General features: G+C 41.8%; 15 protein-coding genes, 2 tRNA genes and 3 rRNA genes. 14 read left to right on the top strand and 6 right to left on the bottom strand.

Annotated features, from left to right (window positions below; all coding sequences use genetic code 11):
- The first annotated feature begins 89 nt into the window (after nucleotides 1-89).
- A complete protein-coding gene (gene gspE, locus M5E07_RS02960) occupies nucleotides 90-1,580 on the top strand; it encodes a type II secretion system ATPase GspE (RefSeq protein WP_252221769.1) in 1,491 nt (496 codons plus the stop codon).
- A gap of 227 nt (nucleotides 1,581-1,807) precedes the next feature.
- The gene (locus tag M5E07_RS02965) at nucleotides 1,808-2,380 is read left to right on the top strand and encodes a hypothetical protein (protein ID WP_252221773.1); all 573 of its coding nucleotides are present in this window, start codon (nucleotides 1,808-1,810) and stop codon (nucleotides 2,378-2,380) included.
- 43 nt (nucleotides 2,381-2,423) lie between these two features.
- On the opposite strand, the gene M5E07_RS02970 is transcribed toward M5E07_RS02965, so the two are convergent.
- The 5 genes from M5E07_RS02970 to M5E07_RS02990 all read right to left on the bottom strand — a co-directional run bounded on the left by M5E07_RS02970 (nucleotide 2,424) and on the right by M5E07_RS02990 (nucleotide 6,611).
- Nucleotides 2,424-2,849, bottom strand: coding sequence for an organic hydroperoxide resistance protein (locus M5E07_RS02970; protein ID WP_252221776.1), 426 nt, complete (start codon nucleotides 2,847-2,849; stop codon nucleotides 2,424-2,426).
- Between the two features lie 278 nt (nucleotides 2,850-3,127).
- Nucleotides 3,128-3,955: a carbon-nitrogen hydrolase family protein gene (locus tag M5E07_RS02975; protein ID WP_116761429.1), complete on the bottom strand. Its 828-nt coding sequence runs from the start codon at nucleotides 3,953-3,955 to the stop codon at nucleotides 3,128-3,130.
- Between the two features lie 24 nt (nucleotides 3,956-3,979).
- Nucleotides 3,980-4,501, bottom strand: coding sequence for an anti-anti-sigma factor GigB (gene gigB, locus M5E07_RS02980; RefSeq protein ID WP_044738938.1), 522 nt, complete (start codon nucleotides 4,499-4,501; stop codon nucleotides 3,980-3,982).
- Between the two features lie 113 nt (nucleotides 4,502-4,614).
- The gene (gigA, locus tag M5E07_RS02985) at nucleotides 4,615-5,583 is read right to left on the bottom strand and encodes an RsbU family protein phosphatase GigA (RefSeq protein ID WP_252221779.1); all 969 of its coding nucleotides are present in this window, start codon (nucleotides 5,581-5,583) and stop codon (nucleotides 4,615-4,617) included.
- Nucleotides 5,584-5,687: 104 nt separating this feature from the next.
- Complete coding sequence (locus tag M5E07_RS02990; RefSeq protein ID WP_252221782.1) at nucleotides 5,688-6,611, bottom strand: MlaA family lipoprotein; 924 nt, start codon at nucleotides 6,609-6,611, stop codon at nucleotides 5,688-5,690.
- A 560-nt stretch (nucleotides 6,612-7,171) separates the two neighbouring features.
- Here M5E07_RS02990 and M5E07_RS02995 point away from each other — a divergent pair.
- The 5 genes from M5E07_RS02995 (at nucleotide 7,172) to rrf (ending at nucleotide 12,537) form a co-directional block, all read left to right on the top strand.
- Nucleotides 7,172-8,708, top strand: a 16S ribosomal RNA gene (locus tag M5E07_RS02995).
- Nucleotides 8,709-8,769: 61 nt separating this feature from the next.
- A tRNA-Ile gene (locus M5E07_RS03000) sits at nucleotides 8,770-8,846 on the top strand.
- Between the two features lie 71 nt (nucleotides 8,847-8,917).
- Nucleotides 8,918-8,993 (top strand) — tRNA-Ala (locus tag M5E07_RS03005).
- Between the two features lie 364 nt (nucleotides 8,994-9,357).
- Nucleotides 9,358-12,251, top strand: a 23S ribosomal RNA gene (locus M5E07_RS03010).
- A 171-nt stretch (nucleotides 12,252-12,422) separates the two neighbouring features.
- A 5S ribosomal RNA gene (gene rrf, locus M5E07_RS03015) occupies nucleotides 12,423-12,537 on the top strand.
- Together the 16S, 23S and 5S rRNA genes with 2 tRNA genes alongside form the textbook arrangement of a ribosomal RNA operon.
- 646 nt (nucleotides 12,538-13,183) lie before the next feature.
- Here rrf and M5E07_RS16350 read toward each other — a convergent pair.
- Entirely contained in the window at nucleotides 13,184-13,567 is a 384-nt protein-coding gene (locus M5E07_RS16350; RefSeq protein WP_350464059.1) for a transposase family protein, read from the bottom strand.
- A gap of 419 nt (nucleotides 13,568-13,986) precedes the next feature.
- On the opposite strand from M5E07_RS16350, the gene M5E07_RS03020 reads away from it, so the two are divergent.
- The 7 genes from M5E07_RS03020 (at nucleotide 13,987) to hisD (ending at nucleotide 20,515) form a co-directional block, all read left to right on the top strand.
- On the top strand, nucleotides 13,987-15,438 hold the full coding sequence (locus M5E07_RS03020) for an RNA polymerase factor sigma-54 (RefSeq protein ID WP_252221785.1): 1,452 nt from the start codon (nucleotides 13,987-13,989) through the stop codon (nucleotides 15,436-15,438).
- A 168-nt stretch (nucleotides 15,439-15,606) separates the two neighbouring features.
- Nucleotides 15,607-15,939 carry a ribosome hibernation-promoting factor, HPF/YfiA family gene (gene hpf / locus M5E07_RS03025; protein WP_252221788.1) on the top strand — a complete coding sequence of 111 codons (333 nt, stop codon included), beginning with the start codon at nucleotides 15,607-15,609 and terminating at the stop codon, nucleotides 15,937-15,939.
- A 139-nt stretch (nucleotides 15,940-16,078) separates the two neighbouring features.
- On the top strand, nucleotides 16,079-16,330 hold the full coding sequence (gene ibaG / locus M5E07_RS03030) for a BolA family iron metabolism protein IbaG (protein ID WP_016167324.1): 252 nt from the start codon (nucleotides 16,079-16,081) through the stop codon (nucleotides 16,328-16,330).
- Between the two features lie 6 nt (nucleotides 16,331-16,336).
- Nucleotides 16,337-17,596 carry a UDP-N-acetylglucosamine 1-carboxyvinyltransferase gene (gene murA, locus M5E07_RS03035; RefSeq protein ID WP_116762820.1) on the top strand — a complete coding sequence of 420 codons (1,260 nt, stop codon included), beginning with the start codon at nucleotides 16,337-16,339 and terminating at the stop codon, nucleotides 17,594-17,596.
- A complete protein-coding gene (hisG, locus tag M5E07_RS03040; protein ID WP_116762818.1) occupies nucleotides 17,593-18,294 on the top strand; it encodes an ATP phosphoribosyltransferase in 702 nt (233 codons plus the stop codon). Before murA ends, hisG begins: the two co-directional genes overlap by 4 nt.
- Before the next feature lie 138 nt (nucleotides 18,295-18,432).
- Nucleotides 18,433-19,095 carry a DUF4272 domain-containing protein gene (locus tag M5E07_RS03045; RefSeq protein ID WP_252221791.1) on the top strand — a complete coding sequence of 221 codons (663 nt, stop codon included), beginning with the start codon at nucleotides 18,433-18,435 and terminating at the stop codon, nucleotides 19,093-19,095.
- 118 nt (nucleotides 19,096-19,213) lie between these two features.
- Nucleotides 19,214-20,515 (top strand): histidinol dehydrogenase, encoded by a 1,302-nt coding sequence (gene hisD, locus M5E07_RS03050; protein WP_165495574.1) that lies wholly within the window; start codon nucleotides 19,214-19,216, stop codon nucleotides 20,513-20,515.
- The last annotated feature ends 10 nt before the right edge of the window (nucleotides 20,516-20,525 follow it).

Genomic DNA, 20,525 nt, shown 5'->3' on the forward strand with positions numbered 1-20,525 from the left:
CTCTAGTCAGTTCAGTCAAAAACAGACTTCACGCTGTCATAAGCTTAGAGTACACTCAAAAGCCTCTTTTTCATCATTATAATTTTGTGATGCAAATACTTAAACAAATACAAATTCCTTATAGTTTTGCCAAGCGACATGGCGTTTTACTTCGATATGATGGGGAACAGGTTTTTATTGTACGCCGTGAAAATACTGCATGGATTGCATTACAAGAAGCGCGCCGTTTACTTCATGTGCCTGCACACTATGAAATATTAGATGACCAACGTTTTAATGCCTTGCTCAGTTCTAGTTATGCTGGGGACACAGGCGAGTCACAGCAAGTGGCTGCTGGGCTGGAAGATCATCCCGATTTGCTCAGTTTGGCAGATCAAGTGCCAGAAGCTGAAGATCTCATGGATCAAGAAGATGATGCGCCGATTGTACGTTTAATTAACGCCTTACTTTCAGAAGCGATTCGTGTTGGTGCATCGGATATTCATATTGAAGCCTTTGAAAAGAAACTCTCGGTGCGTTTACGAGTGGATGGTCAACTGCGTGAAATTGTACAACCTCGCCGTGAATTGGCACCGCTTTTGGTGTCTCGGATTAAAGTCATGGCGAAATTGGATATTGCTGAAAAACGGATTCCTCAGGATGGACGTATTTCATTGCGCCTAGCAGGTCGTGAAGTCGATGTGCGTGTCTCGACTTTGCCCTCATCACATGGCGAGCGTGTCGTGATGCGTTTGTTAGATAAACAAGCAGGTCGTTTGAATATGACTCATTTGGGCTTGTTGAAACCCGACTATGAGCGTTTGACTCAATTGGTGCATCGTCCACACGGCATTATTTTGGTGACTGGGCCGACGGGTTCAGGTAAGACCACGACTTTATATGCGGCCTTATCCGACCTAAATGACAATACCCGCAATATTTTGACCGCTGAAGATCCAATTGAATATCAGTTGGAAGGGATTGGTCAGACACAGGTGAATACTAAGGTGGACATGACCTTTGCGCGGGCGCTTAAGGCCATGCTACGTCAAGACCCTGATGTGGTGATGGTGGGGGAAATCCGTGACTTAGAAACAGCCGAAATTGCGGTGCAAGCCTCTTTAACGGGACATTTAGTCTTATCGACCCTACACACCAACACGGCAATTGGTGCGGTGACTCGATTAAAAGATATGGGCATTGAACCTTTCTTATTGTCGAGTTCTCTTATTGGTGTGATTGCACAACGTTTGGTTCGTACACTTTGCCCACATTGCACTACGTGGCACGAGGCAGACCCATTTGAACAGCAGATTTTTAAGCCGATTATTTCTTCGGTTGAAGGGTTGAAATTGCCAGAGCCACAGGGGTGTGAGCAATGTTCACATATGGGTTTTAGTGGGCGAACTGCAATTTATGAAATTGTACCTGTGGATGAATCTATGCGCCGTTTAATACATGGCAACGCGGCTGAATTTGAATTAGAAAGTTATGCACGGCAGCATTCAGGCTCTATTCGGGATGATGGTTTGAGAAAAGTTTTGGCAGGTAAAACGACTTTGGAAGAAGTTTTACGTGTGACCAATGAAGCGGCTGAATAACTGAAAGTGATCAGGCTATTTCTTAATTTTCTCTTTCGCTTTAGAAGAAAGGACTGCGAAAGAGAAATAAATTAATTTTTTTAAATATTTTAAAAAGCATTGCTTTAAGGGTTGATTTGTCTAGTTGAAATATTAGCCTTTAGTAATTGATAGTAATGATTTTGTGTTGCTAAAAAAATGATGCAAGTCACTATGAAACTTAACGTAAGAACAAATAGATTTTAATAATGAATAAACTTTTAATTTCCTTTTTTTTAATAAGTGGGGCATTTATTGCCCAGCACGGTTTTGCTGATACTGAATTGTTTAAGGTGTATAAGCAATGTCATGATGAGATGGAGTGGTCTTGTGATGTCATTAGAAACACCAATGGCAAGAAAGAAAAAGTTTATGCTGGTATGAAGTCACCACAGATTGAGCATCTAAATCAAAATTATTACCATGTTCAAATGTCATGTGGCAGCCCATGCCAGATCCATCATTTTCTAGCGAAAAATAGGCAAGCAGATGATATGACTCAAGAATTCATCGCGATAGATGCTCAGCGTAATTGCCTAATTGAAACTGATTCTGAACAGAATAAAATTACTGCACGTCAATTAAATTCGCAAAAAAGACAGACATTGATCAGTACTCAGCACTCTATTTTTCAAAATGTTCCTATTTTTGATATCGCTCAATATACCGTGTTTCAAGGTTCTTCTTATTTTGATCAAAATGGTAATTTAATTTTGGTGGCAGATGAAATCGATGATCAAAAGAAATTTAAAAAGATATTTCCAAATCCTTGTAAGTTATAAAGTCTCTATCCCGAAGTGATGACTTCGGGATAGAACGTGTGACTTAAACAATCACATTCAATGTCACGTCAATATTGCCGCGAGTGGCATTTGAATAAGGGCAAACAATATGTGCCGCATCTACTAATTTTTGTGCTTCAGCTTGCTCTAAGCCTTCCAAATGAATATTCAAAGTCACTTGAATACCAAAGCCTGTTGGAATTGGGCCAATACCTACCTCACCTTCGATATAAACGTCAGGCGTAATTTTTAAATGATCACGATTGGCAACGAATTTCATTGCACCAAGAAAACAGGCTGAATAACCTGCAGCGAATAATTGTTCAGGATTGGTACCACCACCTGCACCACCCATTTCTTTTGGAAGAGCAAGTTTGACATCTAAAATACCGTCAGATGAGATTGCACGACCATCACGGCCACCTGTAGCTTTGGCATGTGCGGTATAAACTACTTGTTCTAGAGACATTTTATTCACCTATATTTATGTCGAATGCAAATATATCGTACACGATTTAATTTACAGTGCAAGTATTAAACAATGAGATTTATATATAGCCACACTCAATTTTTTAGATCAATTGAGTTTTGTGAAGATTCGTTCACAACAAGGTCAGCATATAAATTGGGTAAATATCTTTAAGCCGAAACCAATAGCTTATTTCAGATGAAATCTCACAAAGCTGGATATTTAACTTTATTGAAAAAAGTAGTTTTACCCAAAAGAAATAAGGTGGGGTAGGCTTTTTAACCAAACTGAACCAATCGGCGATGTTGCATTAAAGGCATGGACTCACGAATTTGTTGTTGTTCTTGTAAGTCAAAAGGTACAGTAATGAGCTGTGCACCCTCAGTTGTAATAATATCGAGTACTTGCCCACGACTATTGGTCGCGGCAGTATGTCCCCATGTTTGGCGTTTTTCACCATGCCAGCCTTGTTGAGCAGCCCCGAGCACTTGGCATTGACTGTCCATGGCACGCGCTTGTAAAAGTAATTGCCAATGCATTTGACCAGTGGTGTAAGTAAAGGCAGAAGGAGCAGTTAAAATATTGGCACCACGAGCACGTAAATGTAAAGCCAGTTCAGGGAAACGAAGGTCATAGCAGACCATCATCCCAATGTTGCCAAAAGGAGTTTGTGCAACAACAATATCTGAGCCTGGTTCAAAAAACTTAGATTCTTGGTAGCCACCGACAGCATCACCGACTTGTACATCAAACAAGTGAATTTTGTCGTAACGCGCTTCTGTACGCTCAGGGCTAATACACAAACTGACTGTGCGCACACGACCATCTTCAATCACAGAACCATCAGGACGGAAGGGGCAAGGTAAAGTTCCTGCAATCAGCCAGATTTGATACTGGTGAGCTAAAGTTTCGAGTCGTTTTTGGATCGTTTCGAACTGTGCTGCTGTTTCACGTTGTTTGCCTGCGGCAAAGCACACGAAATTTTCAGGGAACACCACCAAAGAAGAACCCTGTGCTTTACTCTGTTGAATCAATGATTCGATGACCTTGAAGTTTTCTTCAATGTCATTTTGAGAATTCATTTGAGCAACAGAAAGTAAAGACATCAGTTTATCCTTGTAGCAAGTACATTAAGCGTTTTGTTGATGAGACGCTTGTTCCAAATTATCTTGTTCTTTTTGGAGTTGTTTGACCAGCGGTTCAAACATATTTTGATTATTTTCGTTCAATTTCATCAAGGTTTTGTGCGCATCAAGTACGGTTGTCAGCATACTTGAGTTGGTTACGTGTTCTTCCATTAACTCACGTGTACATACGCTTGGATCACCGCAGTAATTCAAGATGACGAAAACCTGACCTAAGCCCATGCTATTGGCTAAAGTCGTAATATCTGGATTGGTTGATAACATGACGGCCTGAATGTTGTGAGCTTGTTTTAGCTTCAAACCAAGTTTCGCTAAAATGCCTAGCACTGTGCTATCGATGAATGTAGTTTGGGTTAAATCTACGATTGCCCCAACGACATTCGACTGTTGTTCAATACGGTTTAAAAGTTTGTCTAGACTGATACAAGATTGGGCTCGCACTTCGCCGATAAGCTTAAAAATATGCGTTCCGTCCAAACTTGCATATTCAACATGACCTGTTGACATATAAATGCCATTTGCAGAGAAGGATTTTAAAATTATCACATAGGGCAACTGTAGACTCAAGTATTCTTGAGTCGTAGATACCTATTGAATTGTTTAAGTTGTTGAAAATTAATTTAATTCATTCTGCATAAACTTAAGATAGCAATATCATCTGCCACATGTTCAGGGGCTTGAAATGATTGATTTTGCAAATGGAAGACCAATTGTTCGAATTGTTCGTTCAATCCACCATCAAAAGGTTCAAGAGCACCATCCGAGCAAATAATGAAACGTGAATGCTTATTTAATAGACATTCGAATTCTTCTACTTCTAAATCTTCCGTTAAACCGAGTGGAAAACTACTGGTATTTAAAATTTTAGGTGGATGATTGGGTTCTAGCATAATTGCAGGAGGATAGTGTCCAGCGCTCGACCATTTTAAAACATGGGTTTCTAAATTCAATGTACCGGCAATCATGGTGATGTGCTTTTCAATATTTTCTTGTACCAACATCCCATTCAGTTTCTTAATCAATTCTCTTGGTGTTTTTGAGCGGCCATGAAACGCAGCCATCCAAGAAGTGAGTAAACTGCTGGTGACACCATGACCAGACACATCGGCCAAATAGAAAATAATTTCTTTGTCACTGAGCTTCCAATAGTCGTACCAATCGCCAGAAAGATAGGCCGAAGGTTGGAACAGTGTTTCTATACGATAATTGGTCAGTTCAATCGGGTTTGGGAGTAATCGTTTCTGAAGTTCAGCAGCAGACGGTAAATCACGACTGTCCTGATTACGCTTATATTGAGCATCAATTTTTAATAATGAATGTTCAGGATTGGCAGGTAAACGATTCCAAATCCAACCTGCAAGGGCGCCGAGCTCCCAAGCCTGAGCCAAAGCGGTCCCTTCGTTTTCAAAGGCCATAACAATTGTGGGCAAACTCCACTGATGGGTCAGATAATCTTGTACATCGGCAATCGCGATAATCGTAGGATCATACAAGTCAATATCATTAATTTGAATCATCTGCACACTTGGGAGTGTATTAAGCACCTGATCTAAATAAGGAATATTACGAGTTGGTTGAATGAAATACATATATATATTGTATGATCCTTTAGATTTACATCGTTAGATGTACTATATCAATCAAGTAATTGCTAGAAAAAATAATGCTTTTCAGTGCAAATAAGTTTTACAAATTATTCAGACGATGGTGAGTTATCTGAATCTTGCGTATCATCAATACCATCATCAGGTTCTTCGTCGACAAAGGAAATATTGTCAGCATCAAGCCCTTGCTTTTGCGCAATTTCAAAATTCTTACGTTGTAAATAGATATCTCGAATCGCTGCGTAACGGTCACCTTGTAATACATTTTCTACATCAAGGATTTGGGCGCGTGTATCAATACCACGGAGCAATTGATCTGACCAATATAAGCCATCGTTATCTGCAAAGATGTATTTTTGTGGGCGTGCTTGACCATCAACAGCAAAACCAAATCCATCACGGAAAGTACTTGGACCTATAATAGGTAAAACCAAATATGGACCAGAAGGGACACTATAATAACCAAGTGTTGTGCCAAAGCCTTCTTCTTCCATGTCTAGACCTAAACGTCGTGCAGGATCAGCAAAACCTAAAGTTGTCACAGTATTAATCGTAAAGCGACCTAAAGACTTTGCAGCACGTGATGGGCGCCCTTGCACCAATTGATTTACGGCATTCCAAGGTTCATTTAAGTTTTTACGAAATGCACGATAAGCACCACGGACACTGTCAGGAACTTTAGTTTTATATTGTACTGCTACTGGTCTAGCAAAATTTCGGTCTAAGAAATCATTGAAGGCAAAGGTTTCACGGTTTAATGCTTCTAAAGGGTCTTTGATGCTATCGGGCTGTGCAGCATTTGCATTCACTTTTAAATCATTTGCTTTTACATTTTTGAGTTCTTTTAATGACTCAAGTCTAGAAACCTGAGTAGTAGATGATGCATCAGGTGCAACTTCATTTACAGGAGTGTCGCTTGAAGCTGTAGCAGATAGATCATCATTTGCTTGAACAGTAGAAGCAAAACTAACAGCTAAAAGTGTCGCACATAAATAATAGTGAGTATGTTGCATAATAGATCCAAGACGGTTCTTAATGTCATAAGCAAAATAAGAAGTCTAAAATAAAGGGTATGGAGCGTATTGTAACAGTTGTTTTCTTCAGAGTATTAAAACAAATTTGATCAAAATATGTAATAAAACCGCGTAATAGGTTGTTAATTAATCATATGAACATTATTTTCGAATAAAATTTAAAAAGGGTATTGCAAGGGATGTGAAATGCTGTAGAATGCACATCCATCGGCGGTGATGTTGATTAAAACTTGTTGAGAAACAAGGATTTAGCCCAAGCGGTAGAATCTGGAAGTCTTGAAGAGGTTTAAAAATAATTAACAAAACCTGTTGACTTTAACTTAGATTAGAGTAACATAGCCGACCTAGCTTGATGATGACGAGTCATCAAGAAGATCATTAAGAGATTATGAAGAACAACTTGTGTGGATTTTTACTGATTGATTGATCGAAATTATTTTCATTGATTGATGGTAGAAATTACTCGAAGTTTATTTGAGAAATATTTGTCAGAAAATTGATGAGCCAAGATTGGTACCCTTATAGGTACTACTGATTTTAAACTGAAGAGTTTGATCATGGCTCAGATTGAACGCTGGCGGCAGGCTTAACACATGCAAGTCGAGCGGAGTGGTTGTGCTTGCACAATCACTTAGCGGCGGACGGGTGAGTAATGCTTAGGAATCTGCCTATTAGTGGGGGACAACATTCCGAAAGGAATGCTAATACCGCATACGCCCTACGGGGGAAAGCAGGGGATCTTCGGACCTTGCGCTAATAGATGAGCCTAAGTCGGATTAGCTAGTTGGTGGGGTAAAGGCCTACCAAGGCGACGATCTGTAGCGGGTCTGAGAGGATGATCCGCCACACTGGGACTGAGACACGGCCCAGACTCCTACGGGAGGCAGCAGTGGGGAATATTGGACAATGGGGGGAACCCTGATCCAGCCATGCCGCGTGTGTGAAGAAGGCCTTTTGGTTGTAAAGCACTTTAAGCGAGGAGGAGGCTACTAGTACTAATACTACTGGATAGTGGACGTTACTCGCAGAATAAGCACCGGCTAACTCTGTGCCAGCAGCCGCGGTAATACAGAGGGTGCGAGCGTTAATCGGATTTACTGGGCGTAAAGCGTGCGTAGGCGGCTGATTAAGTCGGATGTGAAATCCCTGAGCTTAACTTAGGAATTGCATTCGATACTGGTCAGCTAGAGTATGGGAGAGGATGGTAGAATTCCAGGTGTAGCGGTGAAATGCGTAGAGATCTGGAGGAATACCGATGGCGAAGGCAGCCATCTGGCCTAATACTGACGCTGAGGTACGAAAGCATGGGGAGCAAACAGGATTAGATACCCTGGTAGTCCATGCCGTAAACGATGTCTACTAGCCGTTGGGGCCTTTGAGGCTTTAGTGGCGCAGCTAACGCGATAAGTAGACCGCCTGGGGAGTACGGTCGCAAGACTAAAACTCAAATGAATTGACGGGGGCCCGCACAAGCGGTGGAGCATGTGGTTTAATTCGATGCAACGCGAAGAACCTTACCTGGTCTTGACATAGTAAGAACTTTCCAGAGATGGATTGGTGCCTTCGGGAACTTACATACAGGTGCTGCATGGCTGTCGTCAGCTCGTGTCGTGAGATGTTGGGTTAAGTCCCGCAACGAGCGCAACCCTTTTCCTTATTTGCCAGCACTTCGGGTGGGAACTTTAAGGATACTGCCAGTGACAAACTGGAGGAAGGCGGGGACGACGTCAAGTCATCATGGCCCTTACGACCAGGGCTACACACGTGCTACAATGGTCGGTACAAAGGGTTGCTACCTAGCGATAGGATGCTAATCTCAAAAAGCCGATCGTAGTCCGGATTGGAGTCTGCAACTCGACTCCATGAAGTCGGAATCGCTAGTAATCGCGGATCAGAATGCCGCGGTGAATACGTTCCCGGGCCTTGTACACACCGCCCGTCACACCATGGGAGTTTGTTGCACCAGAAGTAGGTAGTCTAACCGTAAGGAGGACGCTTACCACGGTGTGGCCGATGACTGGGGTGAAGTCGTAACAAGGTAGCCGTAGGGGAACCTGCGGCTGGATCACCTCCTTAACGAAAGATTGACGATTGGTAAGAATCCACAACAAGTTGTTCTTCATGACGATGTATCTGAGGGTCTGTAGCTCAGTTGGTTAGAGCACACGCTTGATAAGCGTGGGGTCACAAGTTCAAGTCTTGTCAGACCCACCAAATCTGACTAACGAAGCATTTGAAGAAATGCTGAATACAGAAAAACAGAGACATTAACTTATTGATAAGCTGGGGACTTAGCTTAGTTGGTAGAGCGCCTGCTTTGCACGCAGGAGGTCAGGAGTTCGACTCTCCTAGTCTCCACCATATATTGAATATCAATATATAAGCTAAGTAGTTAGATTATAGAAATTAGTGAATAGAGATTGGAAGATCTTGTTTTATTAACTTCTGTGATTTATCACAGTTTCCTGACCTGACGAAGGCTGGAAAAATCATTAACAGAATATATTTGAGTTGAAATAATTTGTTCATACTCGTTGAAAACGACATAGGCAACTATGAAGTGATTAAATGAGTTACTAGCGAAATTAACTGAATCAAGCGTTTTGGTATGTGAATTGAATTGAAGCTGTACCGTGTTTAAGTACACAGAACAACAAACTGTATGATCGAGCAATCGATCTGTCCTAGTACTACTTGTAGGTGCTACGACTGTTTGGGGTTGTATAGTCAAGTAATTAAGTGCATGTGGTGGATGCCTTGGCAGTCAGAGGCGATGAAAGACGTAATAGCCTGCGATAAGCTCCGGGGAGGCGGCAAATATCCTGTGATCCGGAGATTTCTGAATGGGGAAACCCACCTACTATAAGGTAGGTATTGCAACATGAATACATAGTGTTGCAAGGCGAACGAGGGGAAGTGAAACATCTCAGTACCCTTAGGAAAAGAAATCAATTGAGATTCCCTTAGTAGCGGCGAGCGAACGGGGAAAAGCCCATTAAGTCATATCAGTTTTAGTGGAATGCTCTGGGAAGTGCAACCATAGTGGGTGATAGTCCTGTACACGAAAGGGCTGATATGATGATGTCGAGTAGGGCGAGGCACGTGAAACCTTGTCTGAATATGGGGGGACCATCCTCCAAGGCTAAATACTCCTGACTGACCGATAGTGAACCAGTACCGTGAGGGAAAGGCGAAAAGAACCCCTGTGAGGGGAGTGAAATAGATCCTGAAACCGCATGCATACAAGCAGTGGGAGCCGACTAGTTCGGTGACTGCGTACCTTTTGTATAATGGGTCAGCGACTTACATTCAGTAGCAAGGTTAACCGAATAGGGGAGCCGTAGAGAAATCGAGTCTTAATAGGGCGTTTAGTTGCTGGGTGTAGACCCGAAACCAGGCGATCTATCCATGAGCAGGTTGAAGGTTGGGTAACACTAACTGGAGGACCGAACCCACTGTCGTTGAAAAGCCAGGGGATGACTTGTGGATAGGGGTGAAAGGCTAATCAAGCCTGGTGATAGCTGGTTCTCCCCGAAAGCTATTTAGGTAGCGCCTCGGACGAATACCATAGGGGGTAGAGCACTGTTTCGGCTAGGGGGTCATCCCGACTTACCAAACCGATGCAAACTCCGAATACCTATGAGTACTATCCGGGAGACAGACTGCGGGTGCTAACGTCCGTAGTCAAGAGGAAAACAATCCAGACCGCCAGCTAAGGCCCCAAAATTATAGTTAAGTGGGAAACGATGTGGGAAGGCATAGACAGCTAGGAGGTTGGCTTAGAAGCAGCCACCCTTTAAAGAAAGCGTAATAGCTCACTAGTCGAGTCGGCCTGCGCGGAAGATGTAACGGGGCTAAAACTATATGCCGAAGCTGCGGATTTGCAATTTATTGCAAGTGGTAGGGGAGCGTTCTGTAAGCCGATGAAGGTGTATTGAGAAGTATGCTGGAGGTATCAGAAGTGCGAATGCTGACGTGAGTAACGACAATGCGAGTGAAAAACTCGCACGCTGAAAGACCAAGGGTTCCAGTCCAACGTTAATCGGGGCTGGGTGAGTCGACCCCTAAGGCGAGGCCGAGAGGCGTAGTCGATGGGAAATTGGTTAATATTCCAATACTTCTGTGTAATGCGATGAGAGGACGGAGAAGGTTAAGTCAGCCTGGCGTTGGTTGTCCAGGTGAAAGGTTGTAGGCATGTATCTTAGGCAAATCCGGGGTACTCTATGCTGAGAACTGATAGCAAGCTGTACTTGTACAGTGAAGTGGCTGATACCATGCTTCCAGGAAAAGTCTCTAAGCTTCAGTTACACAGGAATCGTACCCGAAACCGACACAGGTGGTCAGGTCGAGTAGACCAAAGCGCTTGAGAGAACTCTGCTGAAGGAACTAGGCAAAATGGTACCGTAACTTCGGGAGAAGGTACGCTGCTGACGGTGATTCCCCTCGCGGGATGAGCTATTGGCAGCCACAGAAACCAGGCCCCTGCAACTGTTTATTAAAAACATAGCACTCTGCAAACACGAAAGTGGACGTATAGGGTGTGATGCCTGCCCGGTGCTGGAAGGTTAATTGATGGGGTTAGCGTAAGCGAAGCTCTTGATCGAAGCCCCAGTAAACGGCGGCCGTAACTATAACGGTCCTAAGGTAGCGAAATTCCTTGTCGGGTAAGTTCCGACCTGCACGAATGGCATAATGATGGGGGCGCTGTCTCCAGCAGAGACTCAGTGAAATCGAATTCGCCGTGAAGATGCGGTGTACCCGCGGCTAGACGGAAAGACCCCGTGAACCTTTACTGCAGCTTGACATTGAACTTTGATCTTACTTGTGTAGGATAGGTGGGAGGCTTTGAAGTTGGAACGCTAGTTCCAATGGAGCCGTCCTTGAAATACCACCCTGGTAATATTGAGGTTCTAACTCTGTCCCGTTATCCGGGACGAGGACCATGTCTGGTGGGTAGTTTGACTGGGGCGGTCTCCTCCTAAAGAGTAACGGAGGAGTACGAAGGTGCGCTCAGCGTGGTCGGAAATCACGCGTAGAGTATAAAGGCAAAAGCGCGCTTAACTGCGAGACCCACAAGTCGAGCAGGTACGAAAGTAGGTCTTAGTGATCCGGTGGTTCTGTATGGAAGGGCCATCGCTCAACGGATAAAAGGTACTCTGGGGATAACAGGCTGATACCGCCCAAGAGTTCATATCGACGGCGGTGTTTGGCACCTCGATGTCGGCTCATCTCATCCTGGGGCTGAAGCAGGTCCCAAGGGTATGGCTGTTCGCCATTTAAAGAGGTACGCGAGCTGGGTTTAGAACGTCGTGAGACAGTTCGGTCCCTATCTACCGTGGGCGCTGGAAATTTGAGAGGATCTGCTCCTAGTACGAGAGGACCAGAGTGGACGAACCTCTGGTGTACCGGTTGTGACGCCAGTCGCATCGCCGGGTAGCTATGTTCGGAAGGGATAACCGCTGAAAGCATCTAAGCGGGAAGCCTACCTCAAGATAAGATTTCCCTAGGACTTTATGTCCTCTAAAGAGCCGTTGAAGACTACGACGTTGATAGGTTGGATGTGGAAGCATAGTGATATGTGAAGCTGACCAATACTAATTGCTCGTGAGGCTTGACTATACAACACCCAAACAGTTGGTGTTGTGGTTCAAATCACTGCAAATAACTTGATTTAGTTATAAAGCTAGATACAATATCCAACTCAAATATACCTGTTAATAACTCATTTGACGAAAGTTAGGCATACACGCTGTGTAAATAAGACCATAACGAATAGTCATAAACAGTTGTGCTGGCGACAATAGCAAGAGTGAACCACCTGATCCCTTCCCGAACTCAGAAGTGAAACCTCTTAGCGCTGATGGTAGTGTGGGGTTACCCATGTGAGAGTAAGTCATCGCCAGCTCATTTATTCAAACACCCCCTAACCAACGTTAGGGGGTGTTTTTTATTATAAGATCAAATTTTATTTATATCTATTCTATGATAAACCTGTGAAATGATAAGAACTATAAGTTGAGCTTGATCATGTTGAATACCATATTGCAACTGTCTGGTGGGATTGGCTTATTTCTTTTGGGAATGAGTTTAATGACTGATAGCCTTAAATAAAACTTAATATTAGGGATCACGTGCTAAAGCTGACCAAAAATCTAACTTCAAAAGATTTTAACGCCAGTTCAATTCTACGGATTTTAGTAAGGTGAGCTTAGATTTTTAATCAATTTCTTTGTTATTGGTGCAGCAATCTAAAGGTTGAGAGTGGAAATTGGCCTTGTTATAGAAATTTTTAAAATATTCTTAATGAAAATCAATCTATTGTACTGTATGAAAGATGAGGGAGTGATTTTAAAAACATATAATAGACTTCTTTCATAAATCATATTTTACTCAGCTCGCAATTGTAAATATTTGCTCAATGCCTATTCTTCTTGTATTAATTTCTCGATTATATCTAATACACATCGTTTTTTAGCCTTGGTGGGTAATAGGCTATTGGAATATAGAGCATAAATCCCTTGATACCCTTTATCTGCAAGGATAAATGAATTTTAGGGGTTTAAATGCAGATCGCATTTAAACAGTTTAAAGTTATGTACTGCGCTTTTGCTCATGTATAAACTTAGTATTTGCTGAGTTTTATAGTACATGAGCACTTGTACCTTAAATGTTTGAGCCTTTTTCTTACCACTATAGCTTTTCTTCTGTTTTTTAGGTCTTTGAATTGAAATTTCAGTCGCATCTACGATTATAACATTCCAGTCTATCCCTTCACCTTCAGGAATATCTTTGGACAAATTATACAAATCTGACTGAATTAAAGTATCTTTAACTTGACGAACAATTCTAGAAGCTGTTGGTTCTGAAACCCCGTAACTCGTTGCAACGTGAAATAAAGTTCGGTATTCCCACCAATAGCTCAGGCAGAGAAAAATTTATATTCCACACTTAACTTCGGTGGTTTGCCTTGAGTTGCAACATGCTTCTTTAATTGCTCAACCATTATATCGCTTAAATTGTGTTTCAGAAAGCTTCTTTAAATCGATGTATTTCATCCGCAGATTTTGCACGAATGCCAAAAAATCTACGGTACAAATATAAATCAAAAAGATGATCACTTTTTGATTTATAAAAGAGATCTAATCATGTTAGGCCATTATTTTTATCACATCAGTTACTTGAGGTGATATTTGTACGAGCAAATGATTTGTGATTTAAGTTTGAGATGATAGAAAATTATCGGGGAACTTAAGCGCAGCAAAATTTTGTATGGTTTTTACTAAAACTATGCTATAAAAATATAAATCGGCATAAAAATTGCTTGTATTTAATAATTAGTAATGAGTAGGATTATATGAAGTTATCGGTTGGACTTAAAGTTGCGAACTCATTGTCGTTGACTCCTCAGTTGCAACAAGCCATTCGTTTGCTTCAATTGTCTAGTTTAGAGTTGGAACAAGAGATTCAAATTCAACTCGACAGTAACCCATTATTAGAAAAAGTAGAAGAACAAAATAGTGTCGAAAGTTTATCAAGCTTAGAAAAAGAGCATGAGAATAGTGATTTAACCAATGAATTAAATGCAGATCATCTACCTGATGATTTACCCGTGGATACGGATTGGGATGATGTTTATACCCACCAATCTACCAGTTTGGGCAGTCCTGAATTTGAGGAACGAGAGGATAACCGCCAAGGTCATATAGGCTTAAAAGAGCATATGCTTGAGCAAATTAATTTGCTTCATTTTTCTCAGATTGATCGTTTGATTGCCTACTGCATTATCGACTCATTGGATGATAAGGGGTTTTTGGATGTCGAAATTTCAGAGATTACGGCATCAGTCCAACACCTTTTAGCATCTATGGATTATGATGAAGTTATAGAAGATGACGAAGTCATTGTGGTTTTAAAACATATCCAACGTCTTGATCCAATTGGAATTGGTGCTAGAAATCTGGCTGAATGTTTAATGGTTCAACTGGAAAGTTTACCTGCTCAAACGACTTATCGTCATGAAGCGATGATTTTGCTTAAACATTATGAGTTGTTGATTTCTAACGAACTTGCAAAGTTACTCAAACAGACAGGGCTAAATACAGATCAACTCAAATCTGCGGTGAATTTATTAAAAACATTGAAAGCACATCCGGGACTTGAGTTTGAAGACAAAGATTCTGATTACCAAATTCCTGATGTTGTGGTCATGAAGCGCAATCATCATTGGCAAGTTCAATTGAATCCTGATGTGATGCCTAAATTAAGAGTAAATTCATTTTATGCCAGCATGATCCGTCGAGCAGATCAAAGTGATGAAAATCAATATTTGCGTAATCAAATGTTGGAAGCCAAGAATTTTATTAAAAGTGTAGATGAACGGCATAAAACCTTATTGAAAGTGGCCTCTTGTATTGTCGAACATCAAAAAACATTTCTTGAGATTGGTGCTGAAGGGATGAAGCCTTTGGTGCTGCGTGATATTGCAGAAGAGGTTGAGTTACATGAGTCAACTGTTTCGCGGGTGACAACCAATAAGTATATGTTGACACCACGTGGGCTATTCGAATTGAAATATTTTTTCTCAAGTCATGTGGGTACAACGTCGGGTGGGGAAGCATCTTCCACAGCAATTCGTGCGAAAATCAAGAAAATGATTGCAGAAGAAAATGCGCGTAAGCCTTTGTCTGATAATGCGATTGCCAATATGTTGAAGGATGAGGGAATTGATGTGGCACGACGTACGGTCGCAAAGTATCGTGAGTCGTTACACATTCCATCTTCTTCTGAGCGAAAAGTCTTGATCTAAAATTTAAAGTATGAGTATTCTAGAGATTCATTATTACGAAATAATGAATCTCTTTTTATTTTAAAGGACGGTTGAAATGATTTGATCAGATTGTGCAGATTCTTTTCTGGCTGTGAAACATTTCGGCTGTACCTTTGCTAATCCTAAAAGAAGGTGAGGGATAGAATTATGCAAATAACAATTCGTGGTCATCATTTAACTATCACCCCTGCAATTGAAGAGAATATTCGTGAAAAATTTGCCGAAATGACGAAGCATTTAGATCAAGTCAATAGTATGCAGGTGAAGCTGTCCAAGGATCATCAAATTGATAAACATTCAAAAAAAGGTAGTGCGAACCATATAGCTGAAGCGATTATTCGTTTACCTGGAATTGAATTGTTTGCACAGGCCACGGCAGATGATATGTACACTTCGATTAAAAAATTAACAGAAAAATTAAAACGACAATTACACAAATATCGAGAATTGCAGATGGAGCATACTCCACTTTTAGCTTGATCTAGATTTTAATCGAGGGAGGTTTGTGATAAACCTCCTTTTTTTATATATAAAAATTGTGCGATGAATGCATTATTTTTCCTGATTTATAGTAAAATGGCGGGTTTTACACCATTGGTCCTGTATAGAGGTCTTTGTCATGAATAGTGAACAGCTCACTGAAATTTTAAAAACTGCTTTTCCTGAAGCTGAAGTTGCAGTTAGTGGGCAAGCGGGCAAGTTTGACCTCCGAATTGTTGATGATCAGTTTGAGGGAAAACGTCCTGTTGCACGTCAACAGACTGTTTATGCTCCACTGAACTCTTACATCGCAAGTGGTGAAGTCCATGCTGTGACCATTCGCGCAATGACAAAAGAAGAATGGCGCAAAGCTAGCCTTTTTGGAGCTTAAAAATTAATGGATAAATTTTTGATTCAAGGTGGCGTTAAGCTCGAAGGTGAAGTCCGAATTTCGGGTGCAAAAAATGCAGCATTGCCGTTGCTTGCAGCCATGATCTTGGCGGATTCACCAATCAAATTGACCAATGTACCGCATTTAAAAGATGTAAATACCTTAGTAAAATTGATTGCTGGTTTAGGCATTCAAATGAACTATGAAGGTGATACGGTTACTGCAGATACTTCAACTTTAGACAACCAATTTGCCCCTTATGAATTGGTTAGAACCATGCGCGCTTCAATTTTAGTGCTTGGTCCGTTGGTTGCTCGCTATGGTAGTGCTAAAGTTTCTTTACCGGGCGGTTGTGCAATTGGTTCACGCCCAGTAGACCAACACTTAAAAGCACTTGAAGCATTAGGTGCTGAGATTGAAGTTGAAAATGGTTATGTGCATGCCAAAGTCGATGGTCGCCTAAAAGGTGGAGAAGTCGTTTTTGACATGGTGACTGTGGGTGGAACAGAAAATATTTTAATGGCAGCTGCGCTCGCGGAAGGTGTAACGACTATTCGTAATGCTGCACGTGAACCTGAAATTACCGATCTTGCGAAAATGTTGATCAAGATGGGGGCAAAAATTGAAGGTTTGGATACAGATACGCTTGTTGTAACGGGTGTAGAAAGTCTACATGGTTGTGAATATGCCGTTGTCGCCGATCGTATTGAAACAGGTTCATATTTAGCCGCTGCTGCGATTACAGGTGGCCGTGTCAAGACCACGCATACTGATCCAAGTTTAATGGAGTCGGTACTGGAAAAATTCGAAGAAATGGGCGCGGAAGTGACTCGTGGCGACGATTGGATTGAATTGGATATGTTGGGTAAACGTCCAAAAGCCGTGAGCTTCCGTACACTGCCACATCCTGAGTTTCCAACTGATATGCAAGCTCAGCTTATGGCCGTAAACGTGATTGGTCGTGGTTTTGCGACCATTTCAGAAACGATTTTTGAAAACCGTTTTATGCATGTGCCTGAGTTGTCTCGTATGGGGGCAAATATTGAAGTTGAAGGAAATGATGCAATCGTAACAGGTGTTGAGAAGCTTTCTGCGGCACCCGTGATGGCAACAGATTTACGTGCATCATTCTCTTTGGTCTTGGCCGCATTGGCTGCTGAAGGTGAAACGTTGATTGACCGTATTTATCATATTGATCGCGGTTATGAAGATGTTGAAGCAAAATTACAAGGTTTAGGTGCTCAAATTAAGCGAGTAAGTGCATGAGTGACATGAGAAACGATGATCCTAATTTCAATGTAATGGGCAATTTTGATCATGGTTTAACATTGGCATTAAGTAAGGGGCGTATTCTCAAGGAAACTTTACCCTTACTTGAAACAGCGGGTATCAATTTACTCGAAGATCCAGACAAATCCCGTAAATTGATTTTTCCAACTACACATAAGCAAGTCCGTATTTTAATTTTACGCGCTTCAGATGTGCCGACCTATGTGGAAAATGGTGCAGCAGATTTAGGTGTTGCGGGTAAAGATGTCCTTATGGAACATGGCGCGCAAAATGTCTATGAACCATTGGATCTTAAAATTGCCAACTGTAAATTGATGACCGCAGGCAAGGTTGGCATGGAGCGTCCAAAAGGTCGTCTGAAAATTGCGACCAAGTATGTCAATTTAACGCGTCAATACTATGCCAGCTTAGGTGAGCAAGTCGATGTGATTAAGCTTTATGGATCTATGGAGCTGGCACCTTTAGTTGGTTTAGGTGATTACATTGTCGATGTAGTGGACACAGGTAATACGTTACGTGCCAATGGTTTAGAACCTTTAGACGAAATCTGTAAAGTGTCTTCTCGTTTGATCGTAAACAAAGCCAGTTTTAAGCGTAAACAAGCCTTGTTAAATCCGATTCTTGCACAGTTAGAAATCGCAGTTGAAGAACGTCAAAAAGCAAAACAAGCTTAATTTAATCGATATTCTAAAACCGCCCTTCGGGGCGGTTTTTTATTTTTTAAGAGAAGGAAATAAGGTTGTATAAATGACTGACTTAACGATATATGAATGGTTTAATGCGCTAGCACTTTTTGAATAATGAAGAGTCATATGAAAACACCAGAACAAAGAAAGCAAGCATCCATTTTAAAATTACAATCACAATCTGTGCCTTATATTGACTGGTTACCTTATATTGAAGCTGCGGATGAGATTGAACCAAGGTCAGCAGAACAAATTGCAAAACGCGCGATCGCATGTCTATTGGTGATTCAGGCTGCCTGTGATCTTAACCATGATCAGTTTGATGATGAAACTCAAGCTTTTATCATAGATCTAATACAGAAATTTGATGTTTGGTCTGAATTGACGCCAAAAGAACTGGCGATCATCCATCGTGAGGGCACGACACAAGATGTGATTAATATGATCTGGAAATATGAAGCCTATTGGACGTTACTTTGGGCACTGGGTGTGGTCGATGAGCTAAATTATCCTGCCGACATTGCAGATTGTGATTTTGCGATTCAGGCAGTTTCTTCATGTGACTCGTTTGATGGATTTATGGCACAAGTAAAACTGAGAGATATTGAAGCATTATTAGATGAAGCGGATTTGATCTTTCGTTATGACTGGGCATGTGTCGATGCTAGACTTAAAGATCAGCAAGCACCAGCGGGTTTAAATGCATCGGTTGTATTAGAGCGGCATGGTGCTTTAAATTGGTTAATACAGCGCGATGGTGATTGGGATCATCCTGATGTGAACACCTAATCCAGCATTTTTATATTGATGAAAGTCATTTCCGATGAGACTAAGTTGAAATGCTGATGTTATCTTACCCACAACTTCATGGAAACAAGGTAAACTAACGCTTTCCAATTCAAACCTTGTGGGTAAATTGATGCGACGTTTATCGACTCAAGATCAAAACTTCAAGCAGGCTTTTGCTGACTTGTTAGCTTTTGAAACTGTAAGTGATCCTGAACTTTTAAAAACTGTAGACCAAATCATTGCTGATGTTCGTCAGCATGGTGATGCTCATGTTCTTAAACTTACCCAACAATTCGATCGACATCCAGCGCATCAATTTTCAGATCTAGAACTGACCCAAGCTGAATTAAAAGCTGCATTTGAGGGTTTAAACTCGGAAGTGCGTGAAGCACTGGAGTTTGCCGCAGAACGTATTCGAGAGTTTCACCAAGCGCAAAAACAAGAGGGTTGGACCTATGTGGATGCTTTGGGCAATACCTTAGGTCAAAAAGTTACGCCTTTAGATCGCGTGGGTATTTATGTGCCCGGAGGTTTGGCGTCATATCCATCTTCTGTATTGATGAATGCTGTGCCAGCTCATGTGGCAGGTGTCCCTGAAATTATTATGGTCGTACCCGCACCGAATGGTGAGCTGAATCCATTGGTCCTTGCTGCGGCACATTTGGCTGGGGTAACTCGCGTGTTTACTATTGGGGGGGCGCAAGCAGTTGCTGCCTTGGCTTATGGTACGGAAACGGTTCCATGTGTAGATAAAATCACTGGACCCGGTAACCGTTTTGTCGCTGCTGCGAAACGTGCGGTGTTTGGTCAAGTTGGCATTGACATGATTGCAGGTCCTTCAGAAATTCTGGTTTATGCTGAGGGTGAAAATGATGCGAAATGGCTCGCTATGGATGTATTGTCTCAAGCCGAGCATGATACCGTCGCTCAAGCCATTTTCATTACGCCTGATGAGCAACTATTGAATGAAGTTGCTCAAGCGGTAGAAGAGCATTTAGCGGTATTGCCCAAAGCTGAAATTGCGCGCACTTCAATTGCAAATCGAGGGGCTTTGGTCTTGGTAAAGGATCGTCAAGAAGCGATTGATTTAATTAATCAGGTTGCACCAGAGCATTTAGAGCTTTGCTTAGATGAAGCACAGGAAATGGCCGAAGAGATTCGCCATGCCGGTGCAATCTTTATGGGGCGATATACACCTGAAGCGATTGGTGATTACTGTGCAGGCCCGAATCACGTGTTACCGACTTCAGGTACGGCGCGTTTTTCATCACCACTCGGTGTGTATGATTTTCAAAAGCGCTCAAGTTTAATTATGTGCTCTCAAGCAGGGGTAAAACCTCTGGCAAAAACGGCAGATATCTTGGCACAGCAAGAGAATTTAGATGCCCATGCCCGCTCAGCACGTTATCGTTATCAATAAATTATTTTAA

The organism is Acinetobacter tibetensis (assembly GCF_023824315.1).
Classification (GTDB): Bacteria; Pseudomonadota; Gammaproteobacteria; order Pseudomonadales; family Moraxellaceae; genus Acinetobacter; species Acinetobacter tibetensis.

Excerpts from the sequence above, each read along its gene's own strand:
- gspE (WP_252221769.1), top strand. The coding sequence starts at position 90 with ATGCAAATACTTAAACAAATACAAATTCCTTATAGTTTTGCCAAGCGA.
- M5E07_RS02965 (WP_252221773.1), top strand. The coding sequence starts at position 1,808 with ATGAATAAACTTTTAATTTCCTTTTTTTTAATAAGTGGGGCATTTATT.
- M5E07_RS02970 (WP_252221776.1), bottom strand. The coding sequence starts at position 2,849 with ATGTCTCTAGAACAAGTAGTTTATACCGCACATGCCAAAGCTACAGGT.
- M5E07_RS02975 (WP_116761429.1), bottom strand. The coding sequence starts at position 3,955 with ATGTCTTTACTTTCTGTTGCTCAAATGAATTCTCAAAATGACATTGAA.
- gigB (WP_044738938.1), bottom strand. The coding sequence starts at position 4,501 with ATGTCAACAGGTCATGTTGAATATGCAAGTTTGGACGGAACGCATATT.
- gigA (WP_252221779.1), bottom strand. The coding sequence starts at position 5,583 with ATGTATTTCATTCAACCAACTCGTAATATTCCTTATTTAGATCAGGTG.
- M5E07_RS02990 (WP_252221782.1), bottom strand. The coding sequence starts at position 6,611 with ATGCAACATACTCACTATTATTTATGTGCGACACTTTTAGCTGTTAGT.
- M5E07_RS03020 (WP_252221785.1), top strand. The coding sequence starts at position 13,987 with ATGAAGTTATCGGTTGGACTTAAAGTTGCGAACTCATTGTCGTTGACT.
- hpf (WP_252221788.1), top strand. The coding sequence starts at position 15,607 with ATGCAAATAACAATTCGTGGTCATCATTTAACTATCACCCCTGCAATT.
- ibaG (WP_016167324.1), top strand. The coding sequence starts at position 16,079 with ATGAATAGTGAACAGCTCACTGAAATTTTAAAAACTGCTTTTCCTGAA.
- murA (WP_116762820.1), top strand. The coding sequence starts at position 16,337 with ATGGATAAATTTTTGATTCAAGGTGGCGTTAAGCTCGAAGGTGAAGTC.
- hisG (WP_116762818.1), top strand. The coding sequence starts at position 17,593 with ATGAGTGACATGAGAAACGATGATCCTAATTTCAATGTAATGGGCAAT.
- M5E07_RS03045 (WP_252221791.1), top strand. The coding sequence starts at position 18,433 with ATGAAAACACCAGAACAAAGAAAGCAAGCATCCATTTTAAAATTACAA.